Origin of the sequence: Sphingobacterium sp. ML3W, from assembly GCF_029542085.1 — a bacterium.
GTDB lineage: Bacteria > Bacteroidota > Bacteroidia > Sphingobacteriales > Sphingobacteriaceae > Sphingobacterium.
In genome coordinates this window covers 5,799,020-5,825,709 of the sequence record NZ_CP107036.1, presented here as the reverse complement: position 1 = coordinate 5,825,709, position 26,690 = coordinate 5,799,020, and the positions used below count along the sequence as shown (strand labels likewise).

Genomic DNA, 26,690 nt, shown 5'->3' with positions numbered 1-26,690 from the left:
ATCATGAACATCATAAAGAATATCCTTTGTGTCTTGTTTGGCCTTCTTTTTATTAATGCGGGCTTAGATAAAATCTTTCATTATATGCCTGTTCCACCTATGGACATGGATATGCAAAAGGTATTTCAGGCTTTTGTCACGATAAAATGGTTGATGCCGCTCGTTGCAATCATCGAAATTCTGGGGGGCTTATTGTTTATCCTCCCCAAGACGAGAACCTTAGGCGCATTGGTCATCTTTCCAATACTCATCGGCATTTTTACACATAACATGATTTTTTATAGCCAAATGGGATTAATTATCTGGGCTGTACTTTTCATTATCTGGTTATGGGTGATTTTTGAAAATTGGGGAAAATACAAAAAGCTCATGGAGTAATCTCTTTTAACAAATTGATCGATATCACATGCTTTTGTTAACATAAAATTAAAAAACAAAAAACTTTATACTCCAAAAATGGTTTGGTCAATTATTTGATGTGTTTTATATGTGATCCTCTCAATAACACAACTTTTAGGGGGAAAATGGGGAATTGTCTAATATTTGCATACATATGTAGTACAAATTAAACTTGCATATACAAGCAAATTTATCTTAGTTTGCTGAAATGGCGGTGATATAAGTTATATATCTGAAAAACTTTGCAAACTTTTTTCCGTTTTAATTTTTATTAGTAGATACTTAAATCAAATTATACGTTGAACAGATTTACCCGAATTGCTTTCAAAACAATATTGTGGATTATTGGAGTAATAATTGCGCTGGTTATTCTAGTTGTATTTTTAATCCGAATACCCTCCGTTCAGAACTATATTGCAGGAAAAGTAACTCATTATGTCGAAGGAAAAATAGGTACGCCGGTAAAAATCGGTTATATAAACATTGATTTTCCAAAAAAATTAGTGTTACAGGATATCTATCTAGAAGATCAGAGCAAAGATACCCTGGTCGCTGGAGAGCGTATAGCTGTAGACATCAATATGCTCAAGCTATTGAAAAACACCGTCGAGATCCAAAGTATCGAAGCGAAAGGAATTACCGCAAAAATTCGCAGAACACTACCGGACAGTTCCTTTAATTTTGATTATATCGTCAAAGCATTTGCATCCGAAAAGGAAAGCAAGCCTACGGCCGATACCACCTCTGCCCTGCTGTTCAATCTCGATAAAATAAAGCTTGATAAATTTCATATCGTTTACGCTGATGACGTTATCGGAACAAGTGCTGACGTCTATTTAGGTACACTAAACACCAATATCAAGAAATTTGACCTGACAAAAAACATGGCCTTCAACCTACCGAAGGTAAAAATAGATGGTTTAAATGCGACCGTAAAACAATGGAAACCGGTCGTTGAAGGCACGGCCCCAACAGTCAAAGACTTTGGTATCACAGACAAGACGGCACAGACAACAACCCTGCTTCCGGATTTGGGGATACAAATTGCCGACCTGGCCAATATCCTTGTCCGCTATGAGGATCAATCCAGTGCGTTGAAAACCAAGTTTAACATTAAAAATCTCCGTGCGGATATCAACAAGATTGATTTAAATAAGGAACTGGTCGATATCCAAACTATCCACTTGGACGGTTCCGACAATGATATACTCTTTGGTAAAATAGCCAAGAAAACTCCAGAAAAAGGTAATACAACTGCTGATACTACAAAAATCAAATGGGTTGTCTCGGCCAAAGATATCAATATCGATAATACAAGTCTAGCTTACCGTGATGACAATCAAGTCCGTATGAAAGGCTTTGATTATTTCAACATCAAGATTCCGGGAATAAAAACAAATCTGACGGATTTATATTATAGTGAGGATTCGATCAGTGGATCATTGCATGAATTGACCGCATCCGATCACTCAGGCCTTGTTATCAAACAGCTTAAAGGGGACTTTAAATATACCAATACAGGGGCAGAAATTAAGAACCTCTATGCGGAAACACCACGTACACTCATTCGGGACTACCTAAAAGTAAGCTACCCTTCACTGGATATTATTACCAAAAAACCAGAATTGATTTACGTGAATGCGACGATCAAAAAGAGCCATGTCGATATGCGCGACATTTATTTCTTTGCACCGTTCCTTGACACGATGCAGGTTATGAAGCCGTTGATGGACAAAAAGTTCAATATCGATGGTCGCGTGGTGGGCAAACTAAATGATCTAAATATTCCCAGTATTGATTTCCAGACCTTGTCCAATACACGGGTTATTGCAAGTCTGCGCCTAAAGGGGCTGCCGGATGTAGATAAGATGTCGATGGACCTTAATCTGAAAAAATTAACAACAGGTCGCTCAGATATTGAAAAACTTGTCGCCAAAACCATGTTGCCAACAGGTCTTCAGCTGCCCAATACAATCGGACTAACCGGAACCTTTAAGGGGGGAATGACTGCCTTTGACACCAACCTCTCACTGGTGACCGAAAAAGGAACAGCCAAAGTTAATGGGAAAGTGAGCATGGCGGGCAGAGATACGACCTACGATGCTTTTGTTAGCATCCGTGATTTTGATATTGGCCAGATCATGAAAATGGATAGCACCCTGGGTATACTTTCATTTGAGGGGAAAATAAAAGGACACGGAACGGATCCCAAAAAACTTGTCGCCAATTTCGACGGCAAAGTAAACCGTATGGATGCTATGGGTTATCGTTACCAGAATATAGATATGAACCTCACTGCAGACAAAGGAGATATTAAAGCTTCCGTGGTGAGTCCTGACCCCAATATTAAATTAAAGCTGGATGCCTCGGCCAATATGAAATCTAAATATCCACAAGTGGATTTTGAATTGATGGTTGACACCATCAACCTCAAAAATCTGAAGCTAATGGCGGATGATTTCAAATACCACGGTAAGATGGTCGGGCATTTTACTTCAGCAGATCCAAACTTTTTGAATGGGGAGGCCCATATCACCAACTCTTCTATTGCGTACAACGACGCCTATTATTCCCTGGATAGTATTTCCCTGATTGCAAAATCGGATACAACCAGAAATTTACTGCTTTTAAAATCCGCTTTTTTCAATGCCCACTTGGTCGGAAAGTACAAAATTCTGGAACTGCAAAATGCGATTCAGGATATTTTGCAAGTGTATTACCAACCCGGACAACCTGTTAAGGTACCTAAATATGAGCCGCAAAGCATCGAGTTTTCGGCACAGTTGACCCGTACCAAATTTGTCCAGGACTTTGTCCCAGAACTGACAGAAATGAAAGATATCACGCTGGATGGGATGTTTAACAGTGAAACAAAAACAATATTGGCCAAATTGGATGCACCAAAAATAGTCTATAGTGGGACAGAGATAAACAATGTTACCTTGGATATTAACACCTTGGATAGCACCCTTTACTATTCGGCTCTGATCAATAAAATCAAGGTCAGCAACATTGAACTTGTCAATACTGTATTTAGTGGTTCCGTCATTCAGAATAACCTGGATTTTGGGTTGTGGATAAAAGATAGAAAAGAGAAGGAGCAGTACCATTTGGGTGGAGATATGGCTGTCGACAATGGAGCTTTTGTTTTCAGTCTTCATCAAGACGGCTTAATGCTGAACTACGACAAATGGAATGTAAATCCTGCCAATGTACTTAAATTTGGAAGTACGGGTATTCAGGCAAAAGATTTTGTTCTGAGCAGTAAGGGGCAAGAATTGAGTATATCCTCGCAGGACAGTATATTGAATTCACCAGTAAATATTTCCTTTAAGAACTTCCGTATTGAGACCCTAAGTAAGATGCTGGAGAGTGATATCGTGGATCTAGGCGGTGGTATCAATGGGCAGGCGACAATATCACGTCTAGAAAGCAACCCTGTATTTGTTTCGGATCTGGTCATCGACAAATTCTATGTCGGAAAAGATACCGTAGGAAATGTGAATATTAAAGTCAACAATGAAAAAGAAAACACCTATAATGCTCGTGTCAGCATCAGCGAAAATGGCAATAATGTCGTTTTAAGTGGAGACTATATTAGCCCACCTAAAGGTGAATCAAGTCTGGATTTCACATTGGATATTCAGCCATTGACGATGCAGACTGTGCAAGCATTTAGTTTGGGCTATTTGAAAGATTCAAAAGGAAACCTTGAAGGTCAACTGAAAATTACCGGGTCTCCTTCAAAACCCCTAATAGATGGCGATGTCAAGTTTAAAGATGCACAGTTCAATATCGCCATGTTGAACGCCCTTTTCAAAGCAAAGGATGAGACCGTGCATTTTGATAATAGCGGAATCAATTTCACGAAATTCGCCTTGGAGGATAAGAAAGGAAATATTGCCAAAGTTACTGGTTCGATCGATACAAAAACCTATACTGATTTTGATTTTAATCTGAATGTGAATACCGACAATTTTGAGGTGTTAAACTCCACCCAGACGGACAACGACATGTTTTATGGTAAGATGTACCTGACATCCAACCTACGGATCAGAGGAAATCTGGACAAACCTGTTGTCGATGGAACAATCAAGGTCCTTGGTGATACCGATTTCACCTTTGTTATGCCGAATGAGAACCCGGGTATGGCTGATCGTAAAGGTGTGGTCGAATTTGTTGATAAGAGTGATACCACACGTGCAAATATATTTGCAAAGTTAGATTCGATGACTGTTACTAAATTGACCGGTATGGATGTGGATCTAAACCTACAAACGGATAAAGAGGCTAAATTTAAGATTCTCCTAGATGCTGGTTCACAGGATGCACTCAATATTCAGGGTCAGGCAGAATTAAATGCAGGTATAGATGCCAGCAGTAAAATTACCTTGTCGGGAACATTTACCGTAGACAAAGGAAGCTACTCGTTTAGTTTTGGCCCTGTGAAAAAAGATTTCACCTTCCAAAAAGGAAGTACCATCACCTGGAATGGAGACCCATTGGATGCGCGACTTAATATTACGGCAGCATATACGACCAAAGCGCCTACCTTGGAACTGGTGGCGACGCAATTGGGATCAGAAAATGCCAATCTGTACAAACAACGTGTACCATTTAATGTGTTGCTAAAAATTACTGACAAACTCTTCCAGCCACAGTTGGGCTTTGATATCGACTTGGATGAGAACAACTCTATTGTCTCTCAAGATGTGGTCAGCAAAGTAAACAATGCGCTGACGACACTCCGTGAAAATCCATCAGAGCTCAATAAACAGGTATTCTCACTGATTGTATTGGGACGATTTATGTCGACCAATCCATTTGAAAGTTTATCTGGTGGTGGTGGTACAGAGGCCATTGTCCGAAATAGTATCAGTTCGTTCCTGAGCGGACAGTTGAACCGTTTGGCTTCAGAGTTGATCACCGGTGTAGAACTGGATTTCAACCTAACCTCTGAACAGGATTACGCGACCGGAGCTGGACAGACCCGAACAGATTTAAATATTGGTGTATCAAAAATGCTCTTGAATGACCGCCTGAAAATCACCGTAGGCTCTAATTTCGAGGTTGAGGGCAATACAAGGCCTGGGGAGACCGCCAATAATATTGCGGGCGATATCCAACTGGATTATCAATTATCCCAGGACGGCCGTTATTTCGCCCGTGTTTATCGCAAAAATCAATATCAGGTGACCCTTCAGGGACAATATGTTGAAACAGGTATCGGGTTTATTATCAATATGGACTATAATAAGTTTAAAGAGATCTGGATGAGTTCCAAAAAACTTAAGGAATATTATGATACCGATAGCAAAGGATTTAGAAAACGCTTTAATGTGGAGCGGATGGAAACGGATTCCGTCTATCGGGACAGCGTACGTACAGTCATTAGAGACAGTTTGATGCTCCATAGTCCAGAATATAGAAAACGTATTGAAGAGCGTGAAAAAGAAAAACGTAAACAACAATTGGACTCAAGCAAAAATGCACCAAAAAATCCCAGTCCAAAAACAAATTTAGATACGATCAGAACGACAGCGATTAAAAATGAAGATGAGGAAAGGAGTTATCATGCGAGCTAAACTGAAATTTGCTATCGGAATATTGACACTGGGCACAATAATAGCCTCCTGTTCTTCCACCAAGAATTTGAAAGAGGGGGAAAGTCTGTATGTCAAAGGCAATGTAATTATAGACTCAGATACCATTTCAAAGGAGAATAAGGAAAAGCTTGCAACCTATCTTCAGTCGGCATTGATGCCCAAACCCAATAAACGTCTGGCGGGTGTTCCGTTTAAGCTTTATTTTAATAATATGGCCGGTGATTCTGCCAATAAAAACATGATCAAGAGATTCTTCAAGAAAATTGGTGAAGAACCCGTTTTGTTGAGTGATGTCAACCGTGAATACAATGAGAATCTGCTGCGGAACCGTATGGAGAACATTGGTTTTTTCAATGCTGAGGTAAAATCCGACACGCTGGTGGAAGAAAAAAAAGCAACCGTAAATTATACCGCTAAACCAAATATCATTTACAAAATCCAGTCGGTCAAATTTGATATCGATAGCACAAGCCAATTGGGTCGGGATATCCGATCATCCTCAGACAAGAGTCTTTTGCAGGTAGGTAAACATTACAGTCTTGATGTTGTGCTGAATGAACGTGACCGCATTGATAATGATCTTAAAAACAAAGGTTATTACTATTTTAGTCCAGATTATATTTTGGTTGAAGTCGACAGTTCGCATCGAAACAACAGGGTTGACATGTACGTAACCGTGAAGAAAGAGACACCGCCGCAAGCGAAGGTTCCGTCCAAAATCAATAAGATCTATATTTTTCCGAATTACACGGAGACCAGTTCGGGCTACCAACGGTCGACCCGAAATGCAGAATTATTTGACAGCAGCTACTATTTTATTGACCGTAATCGTACATTCCGCAAACCCGTTATCGCAAAACATATCTTCTTTCATCCCGGAGATACGTACAACCGTACAGCGCACAACCAGACGATCAGCCATTTGGTCAATCTGAACAGCTGGAAGTTTGTAAAGAACAACTTTGTGGATAGTAAGGAGGTGCCCAATGCACTGGATGTCTATTACTATCTCACACCACTACCAAAAAAATCCTTACGGGTAGAACTACTGGGAAAAATGGCATCGGTCTATAATGGTACGGAAGTCAACGTCAACTGGACCCTGCGCAATGCATTTAAGGGTGCCGAGCAATTGAGCTTTAATGTGTTTGGAGGATATGAAACCCAAACCGGAGGAAATGCGGATCTGAATTCCAGCTATTACCGTTACGGAATGGAAGCAACCCTGACATTTCCCCGGATCCTGTCTCCTTTTGGCAGCATTAATCCCTCACGTCGTTTTATCCCTAAAACCTATGTCAAGGGACGTTATGAATTCTTAAATCGTCGTAAGGCCTATACGCTCAATTCGATCGCCCTAGATTATGGTTATATCTGGCAAGAATCGGAGGAAAAGCAGCATGACCTTGCCCTGTTGGAAATTACCTATGTTCAGCCTAAAGGTATTTCGGAGAATTATCAAAGGCAGATGGATACGATTCCTGCTTTGCGACATGCCATTGACCCACAGTTTACGATCGGACCAAACTACAACTTCACGTTCCAGAATACGATGAAGCAGCAATTGAAGAATACCTTCTATTTCAAAGGAAATTTGGATCTTTCGGGCAATATCCTTGGTTTAATCAAAGGGGCAGACTTCAATAAGGGCAAGACGTTTAAATTATTCGATGCCTACTTCTCTCAGTATATTAAATTAAGCGGCGACGGAAGGCATTATATGAAACTGTCTGAGAATTCACAATTGGCTTCCCGAGTGAGTCTCGGATTGAGTTATTCCTATGGAAACTCCCGATCACTTCCCTATTTGAAACAATACTATGTCGGTGGGCCAAACAGCATCCGTGCCTTTGGTGCGCGCGCTATAGGTCCGGGAACCGTTGCTCCGGAGAAATTGAGCAATGGGTTATTTTATGCTGACCAGACCGGTGATATCAAATTGGAACTGAACACAGAATATCGTTCTAAACTGGCTGGTTTTGTACATTGGGCAGCATTTATTGATGCAGGTAACGTCTGGTTACAACGAGAAGATGTAAACAAGCCCGGGGCTAAGTTCAGCAAAAACTTTTTGAATGAACTTGCCGTAGGTGGCGGAGCCGGCTTGCGCTTCGACTTTACCTTCCTGATCATCCGGACAGATTTTTCAATTCCATTCCGTATCCCCTACTTACCTAAAGGGGAACGTTGGGTATTTAAGGATATAGATTTTGGCAGTTCGCAATGGCGTAAAGATAACTTGATGTTCAATCTGGCTATTGGATATCCGTTCTAGAACTGAGTCATACTATTGGGATGAAATTTGAAATCAGTAAATTTTCATTCTAAAATTTACCTCAAACATAAAAAAGACTGTCTTTTAGGACAGTCTTTTTTTGCTTTTTGGTTCTATAAGCATTTGCATCCATTAGTAGGCAATAAAAGATTATACCACCCATAATGCCTGAAGGGCATCACGATTAGCAAAATCCGTATGGGCGCTTCTATGATCTTTTTAAAAACAAGTTATTCCAGTGAAATTGATTGATTAACTGACAATAATTCGTTAAATTCAAGCATTATTTACTAATCCACATAAATGCTCATGAAATATCCATGTCAAAAAACAGTACAAGCATTAGTGAAAATGGACTGGATATTCCATATGGCCATAAACAAACAAATAATTTACATATGAAAGTAACTATTGTTGGTGCTGGAGCTGTAGGAGCAACTACAGCAGACAATTTAATCCGTCGAAATGTCGCCGAGGAGATTGTATTATTGGATATCAAGGAAGGATTTGCAGAAGGAAAAGCGCAAGATATGGCTCAAACCGCAGCCCTACTGGGTTTTGAATCCAAAATCAAAGGTGTAACCAATGATTATCTGTCCACCGCGGGCTCTACTGTTGCTGTCATCACCTCGGGTATTCCCCGCAAACCGGGAATGACCCGCGAGGAATTGATCGGGACAAATGCAAATATTGTCAAATCGGTTGTAGAGAATTTAGTAAAACACTCTCCGGATATCATTATTGTCATTGTCTCCAACCCAATGGATACGATGACCTACCTCGCGCTCAAATCAAGTGGTTTGCCTAAAAATAGGATTATCGGAATGGGAGGCACATTGGATTCAGCACGCTTCAAATATCAACTGAGTGAAAAATTAAATGCATCGGCCGCAGATCTCAATGCCATTGTCATTGGTGGCCACGGTGATACAACTATGATTCCACTGATAAAGCACTCCACGTGGAACAGCATTCCAGTCAGTAATTTTCTTACAGCTGAGGAGCAGGCAGAGATTGTCCATAAGACCATGGTAGGTGGAGCAACATTAACGAGCCTCATCGGTACGTCGGCCTGGTATGCTCCTGGTGCCGCTACTGCCGCAGTGGTAGAAAGTATTGTACGTGATCAAGGTAAATTATTTACCGCTTCTGTTTACCTCGAAGGTGAATTTGGTCAGGAGGATATTAATCTCGGTGTTCCGGTTGTCATTAACAAAAAAGGCTGGGACCGTATTATTCCATTACAACTGGATGAGGAAGATAAGGAAAAATTCAGCAAAAGTGCTGATGCCGTACGTACCATGAATAATGTATTGAAAGAGATAAAGGTATTGTAATCAACATAAACTAACGAGAGGAAAGGCTGTTATTCTAAATAACGGCCTTTTTTCATGTTGCAAAAAAGATTTTACTTTCACAGGAAGATAAGGCTACCCAAACTTTTTTTTTAATTAAATTTTTGGTTATGTTTGGGAATATGACAACAGTACCTTTTCAAATCTTAGATCTTCAGGGGCAAGGAACACATATTCTCGTTGATGTAACACTATATGAACGCAGCTTTAAAATGGTCATCGATACGGGAGCATCTAAAACCGTATTTGATAAAACCCAAATGGCGCATCTTCTGGAAGATCAGTTGCTGTTGGAACCATCGGAAACCCTATCAACTGGTCTCGGCACCAACTCCATGGAGAGTTTTACAATGGAAATCCCCAGCCTGCATATCGGCACATGGCGAATCAATAAATTAAAAACCGCAGTATTGGACCTTAGTTCCATCAATTATGCCTACGGGCAAATGGAACTTGACCCGGTCATTGGGGTATTAGGGGGTGATATTTTTGCCGACTATGGCGCCGTCATTGATTATGCGAAACAAACATTACGCTTGCGGGACCGAAAAATAAAGAGTAAGTAAGTCCTCGGTTGGTACTCCGAAAATCTCAATGCGCAATATTAACTACTCAATACTACAGTTTAAAAAGCCGCTTATGGATATGCATCCGCAGGTAGGTATAATAGAGCAGCGCAATAACTATTCCCAGTCCACCCATCAGATATAAGGTAGTTCGGAGACCACAGTAACTTGCGAGGGAACCAATCATGAGTGTACCTATTGGAAATATACCCTGAAAGGCCATGACATAATACGAAATAGCCCGTGCCCGATAGATCGGTATGGCATGTGTCTGAATATAGGTATTGATACTGGAGTTCTGCATCATCATAGCAAAGGAAACCAGCATCACATAGACTAAAGCCATCTGTAACATACTTGAATGTGCTAGGAATAACAACGCTAGCCCCATCAGTGCAGCCGCTCCCATCACCTGATAGCGCAGATTCGTTCCCGATTTCAGTCGAGCCATGTTAAATGCACCGATCATGGCCCCCAATCCAGCAGCACTTTCAAACCAGGAAAATATACGCTCATCCCCATGAAACATTTCTTTTGCTATAGCAGGCAAGAGTGAGGTGTAAGGAATGACGATCAAACTGGAAAAAGTCATGATAATAATCAAGGAAGAGATATGCGGCGAACGTTTGAGGTAGCGAAAACCTTCGACCAGCCCCTCCCAGTTGCTACCTTTACTTAGTTGCACTTTGGTTTCATCCACCTTCATCATCAACAATGTAATGATAACGGGCACAAAACTGATAAAATTCAATGCAAAACAGACCAATTCACCATAGGTACTGAGTAAGATCCCTCCGATGGCGGGTCCCAGCATCCGTGCACCGTTAAAGATGGTCGAATTGAGTGCAATGGCATTGGGCAGATCCTTGCGGTCGCCAACCAGATACATCATCAAGGACTGTCGACCGAGCACATCGAAGGAGTTGATGACCCCTTGTATCAGACCAAGAACCGAGAGCCACAGCACAGTCTCCAATTTGAGGTAAACCAGCAACGTAAGCATACCTGCCTGTATCATCAGGCCGATCTGCGTCAATAACACCAGTTTATACTTCTTATGTTTATCAACAAAACTTCCGATAAAAGGAGACAAGACCAGGGAGGGTAATAAGGAAATAAACTGAACGAAACCCAACCAGAAGACCGAACCTGTCAGTTCATAGACCAGCCAGCTGATTGCTATCCGCTGCATCCAAGTCCCCATTAGGGAAATTGCTTGTCCTATTACATGTAAACGGAAGTTTCTATAATGGAGAGACCTAAAAACCTGCATATATAAAGATAATACTTATAAAAGTATAACAAAAAAGAACGGGAAGAGATTCTATTTTGCAAAAATAATGCTATAATTCATCGAAATAGATGTGTAATACTGGAATATAATCAATAACTTTGCACCTATTATTTTGAACATTTAAATAATCAAATAATTATCATTCAATAACATACACAATGAAATTTTTTATTGACACAGCGAACCTAGAGCAAATCAAGGAAGCCCAAGACTTAGGCGTATTAGACGGTGTAACGACCAATCCAAGTTTAATGGCTAAAGAAGGTATCAGCGGTGATGAGAACGTAATCAACCACTACAAAGCAATCTGTGCAATTGTTGACGGCGACGTGAGTGCTGAGGTTATTTCTACAACTTACGAAGAAATGATCAAAGAAGGAGAAGCATTAGCAGCTCTTGACAGCAAGATCGTGGTAAAAGTTCCTATGATCAAAGATGGCGTGAAAGCAATTAAATATTTCAGCAAAAAAGGCATTAAAACAAACTGTACATTGGTATTCACTGCTGGTCAAGCGCTATTGGCGGCCAAAGCAGGTGCTACTTATGTATCTCCTTTTATTGGCCGTTTGGATGATATCTCTACAGATGGATTGGCATTGATCGAAGATATCCGTTTGATCTACGATAACTACCAATACCCAACCCAGATCTTAGCAGCTTCTGTGCGCCATAGTGCACACATCTTAGGTTGTGCTAAAATCGGTGCAGATGTAATGACAGGTCCATTATCAGCAATGTTAGCATTATTAAAACACCCATTGACAGATAGCGGTTTAGCGACATTCTTGGCTGACCACGCTAAAGCTGCAGGTAAATAAAATAGACTATACTTCGGTATAGGTTTTGAACCGATAAGGGGAAGATGACAATAATCTTAACTTTATCGGTTTTCTTATGCGGATAAATTCCGTATTTTTGTAACTGATCTAAGATTTAACGAATAAGTCCATGGAACAATCCAATACTGTATATCCAGAAATTCTGAAACGAAATAGTTTAAAAATCACCCAACCCCGGTTAAAGGTGCTTGAAATTATTTCAACGAAAGATTCGGCTATTTCCCAGCCGGAACTGGAGAAATTATTGGGTAAGGATATTGACCGTGTGACATTGTATCGTGTATTGGCCAGTTTTGAGGAAAAGGGTATTATCCATAAGATCTTTGATCTACACGGGACCGCTACCTATGCCATGTGTTCCACCAACTGCTCCGAACATGACCATCATGACCAACATGTGCATTTCATCTGTCGGGTATGCAACTCGGTCTATTGTCTGGACGAAATTACATTGCCAAAAGTGTCTATCCCCGATGGATTTAGTTTGGAGGCGATTGCCGTAAACGCGCTCGGTGTATGTAATCATTGTAAAAAATAAATCACAACGTAGAGCTTCAAAACAATTTTTCGCTTGATCTGTCTATAGTTTGAGAATTGGATTCGCTCCGATTGGATCGGCTATTGTGCAGGTGAATGCTGATTTTTTTTGTACCTTGTATCAACACCATAATCATACTGAAGAATGATTGCGCATAGAGTTGGTTTATTGTACCTGCGGGTCTAATAACCACTGTTTTACACACTAGCGATCATACAAATGACTTGGTGGCTAATACGAATGAGTAAATAATAAAACGAATGAAGACAAGAAAAGATAATCCCTATAAAGAGGTATTAACACAACTGATCATCGATATTTTCGAAAAATCAGGAAACAAGCCACTCAACTATAAACAAGTTTCTTCCAAATTGAATCTGACGGACAACGATTCCAAAGTTGCCATTGCCGATATTTTACAGGAAAATGTGCGAAGCGGACTTTTTGTAGAAGTAGAACGCGGAAAATTTAACCTGAAACAAATTAAAGTATATGTCACCGGAAAAGTGGATATGACGGCAGATGGTTCCGCCTATATTATTCCTGAGGATGAATTTGAAAACGATATTTATATTGCGCCGCGTAAACTAAGACAAGCCCTGCATGGCGATATTGTCAAAGTACACACTTTTGAGAAAAGAAAAGGTGGCCGCAAAAAAGAAGGTGAAGTTATTGAAATCCTACAACGGGCCAAAACCGACTTTACCGGAACGATCAGCATTTCAAATAATTTCGCATTTTTTATCGCCGATGATCGCAAGATGTTGCACGATATCTTTATTCCACTGGACAATCTGAATGGTGCCAATGACAAAGAGAAAGTCGTGGTCTCGATCATTGACTGGCCAAGTGGCAGTAAGAATCCGGTAGGAACGGTCAAACATGTCTTGGGCGTCAAGGGTGAAAACAACACCGAGATGAATGCGATCTTGGCAGACTACGGCTTCCCATTGGAATTCCCGAAGAAGGTAGAAGATGAGGCTAATAAAATCACGGAGAAAATCAGCAAGGAAGAGATTGCCAAAAGACGTGATTTCAGGGGCGTTACCACATTTACGATTGACCCTGCAGATGCTAAAGATTTTGACGATGCCATATCTTTCCAAAAGCTGGAGAATGGCAATTACGAGATCGGTGTACATATTGCAGACGTATCGCATTTTGTGATTCCAGATACCGAGTTGGATAAAGAAGCTTTTAACCGTGCGACATCAGTCTATTTGGTAGACCGAGTCATTCCAATGCTTCCGGAGCGTTTGTCCAATGGCGTATGTTCATTACGCCCACATGAAGACAAACTTTGTTTTTCGGCAGTATTCGAAATGGATGAAAAAGCGACTATTCATGAGCAATGGTTCGGCCGTACGATTATCCATTCGGACAGACGGTTTAGCTATGAAGAAGCACAGGAAGTTATTGAGACGAAATCCGGTGATTTCAGCCATGAGCTATTGAAATTAAATGAGCTCGCTTATATCCTTCGTGAACGTAAGTTTAAAAATGGTGCGATTGCCTTTGAAAGTGAAGAGGTTAAATTCACCTTGGATGAAAATGGCAAGCCTACGGGCGTATATACCAAAGTACGTAAAGATGCCCACAAGCTGATCGAAGACTTTATGTTGTTGGCCAACCGTAAAGTGGCTGAGTATATCGGTAAGCAAGGCCGTGGTAAAAACAAATTAACATTTGTATACCGTTACCACGATGTTCCGAACCCTGAGACTTTGACTACATTTTCGCAATTTGCTGCACGTTTTGGCCACAAATTGACCATTAAAACAGACAAGGAAACAGCGAAATCCCTCAATGCTATCATGACGAAGATCGAAGGCAGCAAGGAGCAAAATATGCTGACCTCCCTGGCGGTGCGCTCCATGGCCAAGGCAATCTATACAACGAAGAAAACAAGCCATTATGGCTTGGCATTTGACTATTATACCCATTTCACCTCCCCTATCCGTCGATATCCGGATGTGATGGTACACCGTCTTTTGCAGTTCTACCTGGATGGTGGTACAAAAGTCAATGCCGAGCACTACGAGAAAATGTCGGAGCACTCTTCACAAATGGAGAAAAAGGCAGCTGAAGCTGAACGTGCATCTATTAAATACAAACAGGCGGAATTCCTACAAGACCAAATTGGTACCGAATACACGGGTATTGTATCGGGTGTGACCGAATGGGGCATGTATGTGGAGATTCAGGAGAACAAGTGTGAGGGTATGGTACGCTTGCGTGATATCACGGATGATTTCTATGTACTGGATGAGAAGAACTATGCGATTATTGGCCAGCGGAAGAAAAAGAAATTCCAGCTGGGTGATGAGGTTCAAATCCGCGTGAAGAAAGTGGATCTGGATAAGAGGCAGATAGATTTTACGTTGTTGTCATAATTGTACAAGAAGGACCAATCGACACTTTATAAGAGTATGATTGACAAAGAGTTATTAAAGAGTTCTAAGGACGGCTTGGAGCTGCAATCGTTTTTCCGCGAGTTACAGGCACGTGCAGTATCGCAAATGCTTGAAGGAGAAATGGACAGCCACCTTGGCTATGAAAAGCATGAGCGCAGTGGTCAGGGCAATTCCCGCAATGGACATACGAGCAAAAAAGTCCGTGGAGATCAGGGAGATCTGGAAATTCAGGTTCCCCGAGATCGCGATGGTTCATTCAATCCGATCATTGTTCCTAAACGCAAAAACATGATTGATGGAGTTGAGAACGTGATCGTTTCGCTGTATGCCAAAGGCATGAGTGTTTCGGATATAGAAAATATGATGCGGGATGTGTATGGATTTGACCTTTCTGAATCGACGATTTTCCGGATTACCGACCGTGTGGCGTGTGATGTGATCGCCTGGCAAAACCGCCCGCTGGACAACGTATATCTGATTGTCTGGATGGATGGTATTGTTTTTAAGGTCAGGGAGAACTCCAAAGTAGTCAATAAGACCATTTATCTTGCCGTGGGCCTGAACAGGGATGGCTATAAAGAAGTTCTGGGTATGTGGCTGGGCAAGAATGAAAGTGCCAGTTTTTGGATGGGAATCCTGACAGACCTGAAATCCCGGGGCGTAGAGGATATGCTGATTACAGCGACCGATAATCTCAATGGTTTCTCCCCTACTATACGGAGTGTTTTTCCTGAGTGTAGTACCCAGGTCTGTGTCGTCCATCAGATCAGAAATGCGTGCAGATATGTTGTATGGAAGGATAAAAAGGCCTTTACAGCGGATATGAAGCCTATCTATGATACCCCCAATAAACAGGCTGCACAGGCCGCGCTGGCTGATTTTGCCGATAGATGGGAATCCAAATATCCTTATGCTGTAAGATCATGGAGGGAGAACTGGGACGAACTGACCGTCTTTTACGACTTTCCACTTGAGATCCGCAGAATTATCTATACGACCAATATCATCGAAAACATGAATGGGAAGATCCATAAATACACAAAGAATAAACTGTCATTTCCCAGCGATGATGCCGTACTGAAATCTGTATATTTGGCTTTGAGAGAAATCTCTAAAAAGTGGACTATGCCTATTCATAATTGGGGCATTATCATAAATCAGTTCTTAACTTTATTTGAAAAAAGAGTCCAGTTATAAGGAACATAACTGAACTCCGCATTTTCTATTTACACACCTAGTGGGACAGTCCCAACCAACTGTAATAAAATTGGTCCTTCTTGTACAATTTTAGCATTGACACTTTCTTTTTATTCTATTTTCTTTGGAGCTATTAACATAGAAATATTTGAATTGTATGCTGTATTAAAGATATAACTTGCGTTCATTCCTTCGTCTTTTACAATTTTATCTCCAAAATGGACCAATATATCCCCCAATTCATCGGTCACATTCTGAACGGTATATGTATGTGTTTTGGAAGAACTTATTTCAACACTTGCTCCAAACTTTAAACCAATTTTCGTTTTATCAAGGCCAAAATTAGTTGCGAATTTTGAAGTATTCGTGGTACTTACAGTAGATGTACTGGCTTGATCGAGTTCCGAAACCGAAATTTTCCATCCATAAGTTAAATTCGCTAGATCCCATGCTTGCAATGGAACATCTACTTTGGCAAATTTCGGGACTATTTTATTAACCACATAAATTAAGCCTCCAGATGTTGAGCTGTATTCTATATCGAATAAATCTTGTGGTTTTACAGATCTAATATCCGTAAAACGCTCCCCCACGCCATCTTTAGCATTGGATATTACGTCAAATCTTATTTCAAAATAACCATCCGACCAAAAATTAGGAGAAAGAGCTTTTGATGGAGATAAAATTGGATCGTCGGGATCAGAATTTGTATTTGTCATTAAATTAAAACCTGATTCAGAGATAGAAATATAATGAATAAACTCCTTAAACTGGGCTCTCTTATTGAACTGTCCAGCATTAGGCGCTGGTGGATAAGATGCAGGCAAAAGATTATAATAAACGTAATCTCTTTGCCAAGCTTCATCGGGTTTCCATTTGAAAGTTTCAAACGCAGTTACAGCATCACTTATACCCGCTTTTGAAATCTCCATTAAATTTAGCTCAATTATTGTCTTATGTTCTCCCCAATTCACACCAGACAATGAAGTGGAACTGGCTTTTTTTGAAATATTCAAATCTCTTTTATTAGCTCCTTTAGTTACTCCACTCCCGATCTCTTTATTTTCGAATTCACTGGATATAAATTGATAGTTACCTTTAACATTTCGACCGGATCCAGAACTTGCTAACAACCCTTTATTCTTTACCGCGATCCTCTCATTACTTTTTACGACCAGAGTTGGAAAACCCGGTATTTGGTTAGCTTTTATCTTTATTTTCTCTTCGCCATTCTGAAAAAATGCCAGCTCATTATTTTTATAATTTCCTTCCGCAACTACAGCTGGAATTTCATCCTTAGGACTCCAAGTTTCAGGAGAAAAACCACTAGGAAGAGTAGGCACGTAAATCGTTAGCAAAGGTAACTGACCTTCAACCCTATTTAATGTTTCTTGATCTGTAACTTTTAATAAGTTATCCCGAAAACTCAAATTATTATCCAAAATTTCATCCTTTATAAATGGATAGAAAACATCATAATCGTTATCCATCATTTTAAGGGCCTCTTCTTGAATAAAGTTTCTCATTGACTGATTTGAACTAATCGCCTTAGACAAAATAATAGCGAATTTCTCCTTAGCTAAATTTTCATTAGCAAAACTCTCTACTTGATCGATTTTAGACGATTTTATTTCGTCCTTTACACAAGACTGCAAACAGATCGAAAACACAGCGATTGCAATAAATTTTCTTTTCATAATTTTCTTTTAAACATTTTAATTTATTCTTTTCACTAAAAAATCTTTATTCAATATATGAAATTTCCCTTTAAAGGGAAAAATAAAACAAGAAAATATCCAAAATACTCAAAAACCAGTAGATTGATCCTAATATGATTTATTATAATAAGTCTAGAATTTGGGTATAATGACATGTATCCATCAAATACAAACAGGCTGAATACCTAGCTATGCGATCATTGGCCAGCGGAAGAAAAAGAAATTCCAACTGGGTGATGTGGGTTCAGATCTGCATGAAGAAAGTCGATCTGGATAAACGGTAATAGATTCTAAGTTGTTGTCGTAAAATAAAAAAGAGCGTTAATTTTCAAAATAGACGCTCTTTTTTTTAAGATTTTTTTGAGATATAATCTATACAACTTAACTATAGATAATGCAACGATTGCAGAAAATAGAAGCTTGTACTATCTCAGAAATTATGACTGCTCAGTTTTTACAGACACATCTCAAATATCCCATTTTACTAATATGTTAATGAGACTGAGATAGGAGTGACTCCAGATTTAATCTCTTGAGATTTCTCAACAATTACTTTACCACCTTGTTCAACTTTGTATGTAAGTGTGAATGGTTGCTTAATTGAAAATGCAGAAATATTTACACTAGCGGTCAAATAATTGGCTGGCGATTCCAAAACAGCAGTTTTACCTGCTTGAAAATACTCTTTTTCGACTGAATATAAAACTTGACCAGCTGTCCCCGCAGCTCCATTAACAGTCCATGTTTGTGGCTTTGCATTGCTACCCATAGACCCACAAGATACAGACACCTCTCCACCGTCAACACTAAAAGATGAAGAAGTTGTTACTGTAACTTTAAGAGCGCCTTTATTCTCTGTTGGCACCGTGTTATCATCATCCTTCGAACATCCCACAAACGCAAGCGTCACAAGCGTTAATACCATTAAATACATCGATTTGATTTTCATAATTTGCATATTTTAATTTGTTTTTACTGTTAATTATCCGTCCGTGTTTTACAAACGTCTTGCCAAAAAGAAGCATAAACATGCAAAAAGATAAAATATACTCAGAAACCAGTAGAAGAATATTTTTACAGAAAAACACAGAGCAACTAATATTCAAGACAATAAAGATTTTTATGAGTCAAACATAAAATCTCGTTTTTTTCCGCTCCAAGGCTAAACAACGTCATTATTATTGTCCTTATTTGACAACATAATATTAACCAGTAGCAGCTGTTAAACTTGTAAGCGCAATATCGGATTGTACAAGCACTAAACGAGGGGCACCATTATTATCACAGCAAATCTCACATATTATTACGCTATCTCAGAAAAGGAAACATTCCGCACTGTGTTTACTCCATTTCGCCGAGTAAAATATCGATTCTGCGCCATGTCGGAATGAGCCAAACCAGTGTCGGAGTCATTTTTCCATGTGGGGAAATGAAAATTCCACTCGGCGAAATCATCTAAACCATGGAGAAAACGAAACAGATGGATGAATAAATCATTCCGACGCCCGACAAAACTATTTCGTTGCAGGGAAAAATGACTTAGTCGTGTGTCGAAATGATTTCGACAGGTGAGTAAACGAAAAATCCCACCGACTAAATCATCTAGACCTAGGAGAATATACAGAAGAAGGAGCGCGAACTTGTTAGCCCACCTGGGAAAATGGCTTCGCTCCAGGGAAAAGAGAGCTTCCATTTCGAAAAAATAATCTAAATTTTATATACTAACTATTTAATATTCAAAACGAAATCAGTATCTTTGCGAACTTAAAATAATTTAGGTATCAAATTTATAAACAAAAACAGGTAAATGCCTACTATTCAACAATTAGTTAGAAAAGGTAGAGTAGCTCTGGTTGATAAGAGTAAGTCACCAGCGTTGGACTCATGTCCACAGCGAAGAGGTGTATGTACACGTGTATATACTACTACCCCTAAAAAACCAAACTCAGCAATGCGTAAAGTAGCTCGTGTACGTTTAACAAACGGTAAAGAGGTCAACGCTTACATCCCTGGAGAAGGTCACAACTTACAAGAGCACTCGATCGTATTGATCCGTGGTGGTCGTGTTAAGGATTTACCAGGTGTGCGTTACCACATCATCCGTGGTGCATTAGATACTTCAGGTGTAGCAGGTCGTAACCAACGTCGTTCTAAATACGGAACTAAGCGTCCTAAACCAGGACAAGTAGCTGCAGCTCCAACAAAAGGTAAAAAGAAATAATTAAACGGAGGAAAGAAAAATGAGAAAATCAAAACCGAAAAAGAGAATCATTTTACCTGATCCAAAGTTTAACGACGTTCAGGTAACACGTTTCGTAAACAATATGATGGTAGATGGTAAAAAATCTATCGCTTATTCTATTTTTTACGATGCAGTAGAATTAGTAGAACAAAAAACACAAGAAAGCGGTTTAGAAGCTTGGAAAAAAGCTTTGAACAACGTTATGCCTGCTGTTGAAGTTAAATCACGTCGTGTAGGTGGTGCTAACTTCCAAGTTCCTATGGAAGTTCGTCCAGACCGTAAAATCGCTTTGGGTATGAAATGGTTAATTTCATACGCTCGCAAACGTGGTGAAAAAACAATGTTTGAAAAATTAGCAGGAGAAATCATTTCAGCTTCTAAAGGTGAAGGTGCTGCTGTTAAGAAGAAAGAAGATACGCACAAAATGGCGGAAGCTAACAAAGCGTTCTCACACTTCAGATTCTAATTTTGAAGACATTCAAAAAAATATGATTACACCGACCTCCGATAAACGAACAATCTTTTATCAAGGTCGGTGTACTTATTTAACATTACATTTAAACACATAAGGCCCATAAGGCCAGCTGCTTAAAAATATTATGGCAAGAGATTTAAAATTCACTAGAAATATCGGTATCGCTGCTCACATCGATGCTGGTAAAACTACAACAACTGAGCGTATCCTTTACTACTCAGGTGTAAACCATAAAATTGGTGAAGTTCACGAAGGTGCTTCAACAATGGACTGGATGGAGCAAGAGGCTGAGCGCGGGATTACAATCACTTCTGCTGCTACTACAGTTTTCTGGCAATACCGTGGTAATAAATACCAAGTAAACGTAATCGATACACCTGGACACGTGGATTTCACGGTTGAGGTAAACCGTTCATTACGTGTATTAGACGGATTAGTATTCTTATTCTCTGCGGTTGATGGTGTTGAGCCTCAATCAGAGACTAACTGGAGATTGGCGGATAACTATAAGGTTCCACGTATCGGTTTCGTTAATAAAATGGACCGTTCAGGAGCTGACTTCTTGAAAGTTGTTGGTCAAGTAAAATCAATGTTAGGTTCTGACGCTGTCGCTTTACAATTACCTATCGGCGCTGAAGATACATTCACTGGTGTTGTTGATTTAATTAACAACCGCGGTATCGTATGGAATGAGCATGATAAAGGTATGACGTTTACAGAAGTTCCTATTCCTGCAGATATGGTGGATGAAGTTGCTGAATACCGTGAGAAATTATTAGAAGCAGTAGCTGGTTATGATGAGACTTTGATGGAGAAATTCTTCGAAGATCCAAATTCATTAACTGAGCGCGAAATCTTAGATGCTTTACGTAAAGCAGTATTAGATAATGCTATCGTTCCTATGGTATGTGGTTCATCTTTCAAAAACAAAGGTGTTCAAACCATGTTGGATCTAGTAATGGAATTATTGCCTTCACCTCTTGATGTAGAGGCTGTAAAAGGTACTAACCCTGACACTGGCGAAGAAATCGAGCGTAAACCATCTGTTAACGAGCCTTTCGCAGCTTTAGGTTTCAAAATTGCGACTGACCCATTCGTAGGTCGTTTGTGTTTCATCCGTGCTTATTCTGGTAAGTTAGATGCTGGTTCTTATGTATTGAACACTCGTTCAGGAAACAAAGAGCGTATCTCTCGTATCTTCCAAATGCACGCGAACAAACAAAACCCTATTCCTTTTATTGAGGCTGGTGATATCGGTGCAGTTGTAGGTTTCAAAGACATCAAAACTGGTGATACACTTTGTGACGAAAAAGCACCTATTGTATTAGAGTCTATGACTTTCCCTGAGCCAGTAATTGGTTTAGCGATTGAGCCTAAAACTCAAGCTGACGTAGATAGATTAGGTATTGGTCTTGGTAAATTAGCTGAAGAAGATCCTACATTCGTTGTTAAAACTGACGAAGAAACTGGTCAAACAGTTATCTCTGGTATGGGTGAGCTTCACTTAGAGATCTTGATCGACCGTTTGAAACGTGAATTCAAAGTTGAGGTTAACCAAGGTGCTCCTCAAGTATCATACAAAGAGTCTATCAACGGTACTACTGAGCACCGTGAGGTATTCAAAAAACAATCAGGTGGTCGTGGTAAATTCGCGGACATTAAAGTTGTTATTTCTCCAGCAGACGAGGATTTCGATTTAACTAAATCACCGCTTCAATTCGTGAATGAAATCGTGGGTGGTAAAATTCCTAAAGAATTTATCCCATCTGTTCAAAAAGGATTTGAAACTTCAATGAAAAATGGTGTATTAGCAGGATTCCCATTATCAGGAATGAAAGTTCGTTTGATTGATGGTTCATTCCACGCTGTCGATTCAGATTCATTGTCTTTCGAATTAGCTGCTCGTCAAGCATACCGTGAAGGATTGCCTAAATGTTCTCCTGTGTTAATGGAACCAATTATGAAAATAGAGGTTTTAACACCAGAAGAAAACATGGGTGATGTAATGGGTGACTTAAACCGTCGTCGTGGTCAAATGCAAGGTTTGGATTCACGTAACGGTGCACAAGTAATCAAAGCATTGGTTCCACTTTCTGAAATGTTCGGTTACGTAACTCAATTACGTACAATCACTTCAGGTCGTGCAACATCTACAATGGAATTTGATCACTTTGCTGAAGCTCCTCGTAACGTTGCTGATGACGTGATTGCAAAATCAAAAGGTAAAATCAAAGGTTCTGTAGAATAATAGAACTCAAAAATAAAGGAACAAAGATGAAAGACTACAAGCTTTTATCTTTGTTCTTTAATCAAAAAATACACACCGGTTGCTAGTTGTGAATAGCTCTAATTAGCAATCATTTTAAATAAATAAAAATGAGCCAAAGAATCAGAATTAAATTGAAATCTTACGATTACAATTTGGTTGACAAGTCAGCTGAAAAAATCGTAAAAACAGTAAAACCTACAGGTGCAGTTGTTAGTGGTCCTATTCCATTGCCTACTGAGAAAAAAATCTACACGGTATTACGTTCGCCACACGTTAACAAAAAAGCACGTGAGCAATTCCAATTGTGTGCTTACAAAAGATTGTTGGATATCTATTCATCAAACGCTAAAACTGTTGACGCATTGATGAAACTTGAATTACCTTCAGGTGTTGAAGTAGAAATCAAAGTGTGATAGATTTCAGTCACTGAAAACAAAAAGGGCCTTTCGTAAGAAAAGCCCTTTTTTCGTTTGTTATACTTTTTACTTAGAACCGGTAACCAACACCGACTGAGAATACGCGGTTTTTGGCAGAACCATCCTCAGCTCCTTTCACTATATTTGTCAATCCTAGACCATATCCTCCATTAATCAAGAAACCGTTTGTTAATTTGAACCCAGCGAGAAAGTTTAAACCAGCATCAAAGGTTTTAAGACCGGCGTCGCTAAAACTATCACTTTCATTACCCCGAGTGGCTTTAGCATGTATACCGACACCAGCATAGGGCCCCGCACCTAAGCGCAATTAAATCCAGAATTTCTTAACAATAAGGAAGACAGATTTATCAGTAATTTTGTACAGCGTAGAGATATGTTTGAACTGCCCCGACAGAAGAAATTACATAGCCATATCGAAAATATTTTTTTGTCCAGAAATTTAAACCAAGTACTATACGATTAAATAAGCACGTTCTTCCTATTATTTCCTAACATCCTTCTAAGTTTCACCTGCTATTGGCCTACAGTTTTCCTACTATTGACTTACTACAGTAAGGTGATTGTAGGCCAATAGTAGACCACAAGTGGGACAACAAGCGAAGAAATCCAGGAAAAATGACAAAGAAAGCAGGAAGTTAGTGCGATTACCACTGCTGCAACTTGCTCATTGTTTCTTCATAACTCATTCGGAAACGCTTCGCCCCTTATTCGCCTATCACCTTACTTTTCTCTACTCTTTCCCCTCATCAATTATCTTCTTCTCGATAGGGTTTAAAGAATCGAATAAATCTTTGTATACTTCATCTTTACTGTCCTCCTCCCCTAATAAAAATCCCCAGGGCTTAAGCTCTTTAATGCGGTCCATTACAATTTTGACTATTGCCAAAATAGGAATAGCCAAAAACATACCTGAAATCCCCCATATCATCTCGCCGATAATAATGGACAACATGGCAAATAAGGAATTGACCTTTACCTTTGATCCCACAATTTTGGGAACAATAAAATTGCTGTCAATCATGTGCACAATAATCAATGCCAAGATCACCAGCACCACGTGCGTAAACGAAGCTGTTGCAAAGGTCAGAATAGCTATGATAAGCATTGAGGAGAAAATACCTACATAAGGCAATACGTTGAATACACCTGTAATCAAGGCTAAAAGCAGACTGTATTTTACACCAATTAAAGAGAGACAAATAAAAACTAAAAGGGAAACCAAGCTCATCTGAATCAACAGACCGATCAAATATTTCTTAACCACATATTGAATCTGTCTGACCACATCCACAACAATTGGCCGGTCTTCGACACGATTGACAAATAAAAGGAACTTCACGATATGACCTCTATAAATCAGTAGAAAGAAAGTATACAGGAAAGTAAAAACAAATAAAATAAACAAGGAGGAGAGTGACACCAGTGCCGTTCCCAAAAACAGCGTACCTGAATCAACCGACTTTGAAGCCGTCTTATTGATGAATTCCATCTGTTCTTTATGCTGTATCCCAAACTGTTGACTGACCCAGCTCTGCAATTTACCTGCCCCATCCATGATCTGTTCTTTAAATGCCGGAAAGTCTTCTTTCAACAAGGTAAGCTGAGAGGCCAACAGGAAAAGACCGTAGCCCAATACCCCAAAAAACAGAATCACACTGAGTATTCCTGCCAATGTCCTTGGAAAACGTAGCTTACGTTCCATAAAATTGCTCAATGGAATCAAAAGTAGGGAAAACAGTAAGCCCAAAATCATCGGGATCAGAATGGTATCACCAATCTTGGCCAGATATCCCAGAAGCAGGATACTAATTAATACGCAGGCTAACTTGACATAGAAGGGTAAAGAGAGGAATCTTTTCATTGAATATTCTTTTGAATAAAAATAACAATTTCGGCTGACTTAAGTTTATGAAATAAAAAAGTCCCTACAAATGCAGGGACTTCTTCCTCATAATAAGCTTAAATACTTATATTTCTTATAGTCCAAAACCGATACCGACTGACCAAACGCGGTTTTTGATTGAACCGCTATTAGGCGCCAAGTTAGTTAAACCCAGGCCATAACCAGCATTGATCTGAAAACCATTGGTTAATTGATAACCAGCTAAGAAGTTTACACCAAAGTCTGTGCGTTTTAAATCTTTTCCTTCACCGCTACCAAATTCTAAATCTCTTTCGCTCTTAGCATCACCCAAATTTCCTTTTTGTTTTCCACTTAGACCAAATCCCACATAGGGACCTGCACCAATAAAGAAATTACCAGATCCACCTGTAGGTAATTTAGCCACTAAATTTACTGGAATGTCCAGCGACATTACACTTTCTTTAAGCTCTCCATTAGAAGTCTCAACCCATTTAGCACCTTTATTCTGTAATGACAATCCTGGCTGTACCGAAAAATATGGTGACACAGGCGCATCCAAATAACCTGTGACAAAGAAACCTGTGTTTGATTTAGTATCTCCCAAACTTGTCGAATATTTAGGAATATTTACACCCGCACGTAGTCCGTATCCCAATCCACCTTGTGCAAAAGCTCCTATTGAACCAAATAAAATTGTTGCAGATAATAATAGTTTTTTCATGTTTCCTAATTTAATTTACTTTGTTCTTTTATCATTTACTCTCATATATTTCTTGTATGAGATTTCTGACAGTCTCATTTGCAATATCTATTCCAAAATCCATAATCTGCTCATATACACTCAAAAACAAACGAAAAAAGTCGGGCCAGATTTTTTTTGAATGTCCTCTAAAAGATACAGTGGATCGCCAAAATTGTTACTTTATCCATATGCTTGCACGCAATGGCGAGACAATTATGAATGCGAAGTGATGACCGAGTCGAAAACTACCAGACTGGTTTTCAGAATAATGCTCAAAAACACAAAACTTTTATCACAAAGATTTTTTAATTCCAATTATAAGTTTTATTTTTGCAGACCTTCAAAAGGAAAAAAATAGGGTCGGATGGCCGAGTGGCTAGGCTGAGGTCTGCAAAACCTCCTACAGCGGTTCGAATCCGCTTCCGACCTCGTTTTATTTAAACAATAAAAATATTATCAA

General features: G+C 39.5%; 19 protein-coding genes and 1 tRNA gene. 14 read left to right on the top strand and 6 right to left on the bottom strand.

Annotated elements, in window-relative coordinates; genetic code table 11:
- The first annotated feature begins 3 nt into the window (after positions 1-3).
- From OGI71_RS24090 to OGI71_RS24070, 5 genes are all read left to right on the top strand, one after another.
- Positions 4-378, top strand: coding sequence for a DoxX family membrane protein (locus OGI71_RS24090; RefSeq protein WP_223580977.1), 375 nt, complete (start codon positions 4-6; stop codon positions 376-378).
- Between the two features lie 320 nt (positions 379-698).
- Entirely contained in the window at positions 699-5,984 is a 5,286-nt protein-coding gene (locus OGI71_RS24085) for a translocation/assembly module TamB domain-containing protein (protein ID WP_282252557.1), read from the top strand.
- On the top strand, positions 5,950-8,280 hold the full coding sequence (locus tag OGI71_RS24080) for a BamA/TamA family outer membrane protein (RefSeq protein ID WP_282252554.1): 2,331 nt from the start codon (positions 5,950-5,952) through the stop codon (positions 8,278-8,280). The genes OGI71_RS24085 and OGI71_RS24080 overlap by 35 nt, the downstream gene beginning before the upstream one ends.
- Before the next feature lie 398 nt (positions 8,281-8,678).
- A complete protein-coding gene (locus OGI71_RS24075) occupies positions 8,679-9,617 on the top strand; it encodes a malate dehydrogenase (protein WP_120262138.1) in 939 nt (312 codons plus the stop codon).
- Positions 9,618-9,745: 128 nt separating this feature from the next.
- Complete coding sequence (locus OGI71_RS24070) at positions 9,746-10,201, top strand: retropepsin-like aspartic protease (RefSeq protein WP_282252552.1); 456 nt, start codon at positions 9,746-9,748, stop codon at positions 10,199-10,201.
- A 52-nt stretch (positions 10,202-10,253) separates the two neighbouring features.
- Here the strand turns inward: OGI71_RS24070 and OGI71_RS24065 are convergent, their stop codons facing one another.
- Complete coding sequence (locus OGI71_RS24065; RefSeq protein ID WP_282252550.1) at positions 10,254-11,474, bottom strand: MFS transporter; 1,221 nt, start codon at positions 11,472-11,474, stop codon at positions 10,254-10,256.
- Between the two features lie 179 nt (positions 11,475-11,653).
- Here OGI71_RS24065 and fsa point away from each other — a divergent pair, with 179 nt between their 5' ends.
- The 4 genes from fsa (at position 11,654) to OGI71_RS24045 (ending at position 16,483) form a co-directional block, all read left to right on the top strand.
- Positions 11,654-12,313: a fructose-6-phosphate aldolase gene (fsa, locus tag OGI71_RS24060; protein WP_120262140.1), complete on the top strand. Its 660-nt coding sequence runs from the start codon at positions 11,654-11,656 to the stop codon at positions 12,311-12,313.
- A gap of 130 nt (positions 12,314-12,443) precedes the next feature.
- Positions 12,444-12,872, top strand: coding sequence for a transcriptional repressor (locus OGI71_RS24055; RefSeq protein ID WP_120262141.1), 429 nt, complete (start codon positions 12,444-12,446; stop codon positions 12,870-12,872).
- 260 nt (positions 12,873-13,132) lie between these two features.
- Positions 13,133-15,265, top strand: coding sequence for a ribonuclease R (rnr, locus tag OGI71_RS24050; RefSeq protein ID WP_282252547.1), 2,133 nt, complete (start codon positions 13,133-13,135; stop codon positions 15,263-15,265).
- Positions 15,266-16,483, top strand: a complete 1,218-nt coding sequence (locus tag OGI71_RS24045) for an IS256 family transposase (protein WP_282252545.1) — start codon at positions 15,266-15,268, stop codon at positions 16,481-16,483. It abuts the gene before it with no gap.
- A 110-nt stretch (positions 16,484-16,593) separates the two neighbouring features.
- Here OGI71_RS24045 and OGI71_RS24040 read toward each other — a convergent pair whose 3' ends face one another.
- The gene (locus OGI71_RS24040) at positions 16,594-18,180 is read right to left on the bottom strand and encodes a hypothetical protein (RefSeq protein WP_282252544.1); all 1,587 of its coding nucleotides are present in this window, start codon (positions 18,178-18,180) and stop codon (positions 16,594-16,596) included.
- Between the two features lie 505 nt (positions 18,181-18,685).
- Entirely contained in the window at positions 18,686-19,150 is a 465-nt protein-coding gene (locus tag OGI71_RS24035) for a hypothetical protein (protein WP_282252543.1), read from the bottom strand.
- Between the two features lie 858 nt (positions 19,151-20,008).
- Between OGI71_RS24035 and rpsL the strand changes: the two genes are divergently transcribed.
- From rpsL to rpsJ, 4 genes are all read left to right on the top strand, one after another.
- Positions 20,009-20,422, top strand: a complete 414-nt coding sequence (gene rpsL, locus OGI71_RS24030) for a 30S ribosomal protein S12 (protein WP_073405808.1) — start codon at positions 20,009-20,011, stop codon at positions 20,420-20,422.
- Between the two features lie 19 nt (positions 20,423-20,441).
- Positions 20,442-20,909, top strand: coding sequence for a 30S ribosomal protein S7 (gene rpsG / locus OGI71_RS24025; RefSeq protein WP_046671863.1), 468 nt, complete (start codon positions 20,442-20,444; stop codon positions 20,907-20,909).
- Between the two features lie 133 nt (positions 20,910-21,042).
- On the top strand, positions 21,043-23,166 hold the full coding sequence (fusA, locus tag OGI71_RS24020; protein WP_223580996.1) for an elongation factor G: 2,124 nt from the start codon (positions 21,043-21,045) through the stop codon (positions 23,164-23,166).
- 128 nt (positions 23,167-23,294) lie between these two features.
- Entirely contained in the window at positions 23,295-23,600 is a 306-nt protein-coding gene (rpsJ, locus tag OGI71_RS24015; RefSeq protein WP_028070501.1) for a 30S ribosomal protein S10, read from the top strand.
- Positions 23,601-23,673: 73 nt separating this feature from the next.
- Here the strand turns inward: rpsJ and OGI71_RS24010 are convergent, their stop codons facing one another.
- The 3 genes from OGI71_RS24010 to OGI71_RS24000 form a co-directional block, all read right to left on the bottom strand.
- Positions 23,674-23,931 carry an outer membrane beta-barrel protein gene (locus OGI71_RS24010; protein ID WP_282252509.1) on the bottom strand — a complete coding sequence of 86 codons (258 nt, stop codon included), beginning with the start codon at positions 23,929-23,931 and terminating at the stop codon, positions 23,674-23,676.
- A gap of 423 nt (positions 23,932-24,354) precedes the next feature.
- The gene (locus tag OGI71_RS24005; RefSeq protein WP_282252507.1) at positions 24,355-25,485 is read right to left on the bottom strand and encodes an AI-2E family transporter; all 1,131 of its coding nucleotides are present in this window, start codon (positions 25,483-25,485) and stop codon (positions 24,355-24,357) included.
- A gap of 115 nt (positions 25,486-25,600) precedes the next feature.
- Positions 25,601-26,209 carry a porin family protein gene (locus tag OGI71_RS24000; RefSeq protein WP_282252505.1) on the bottom strand — a complete coding sequence of 203 codons (609 nt, stop codon included), beginning with the start codon at positions 26,207-26,209 and terminating at the stop codon, positions 25,601-25,603.
- Between the two features lie 379 nt (positions 26,210-26,588).
- On the opposite strand from OGI71_RS24000, the gene OGI71_RS23995 reads away from it, so the two are divergent.
- Positions 26,589-26,659 (top strand) — tRNA-Cys (locus tag OGI71_RS23995).
- Positions 26,660-26,690 lie beyond the last annotated feature (31 nt).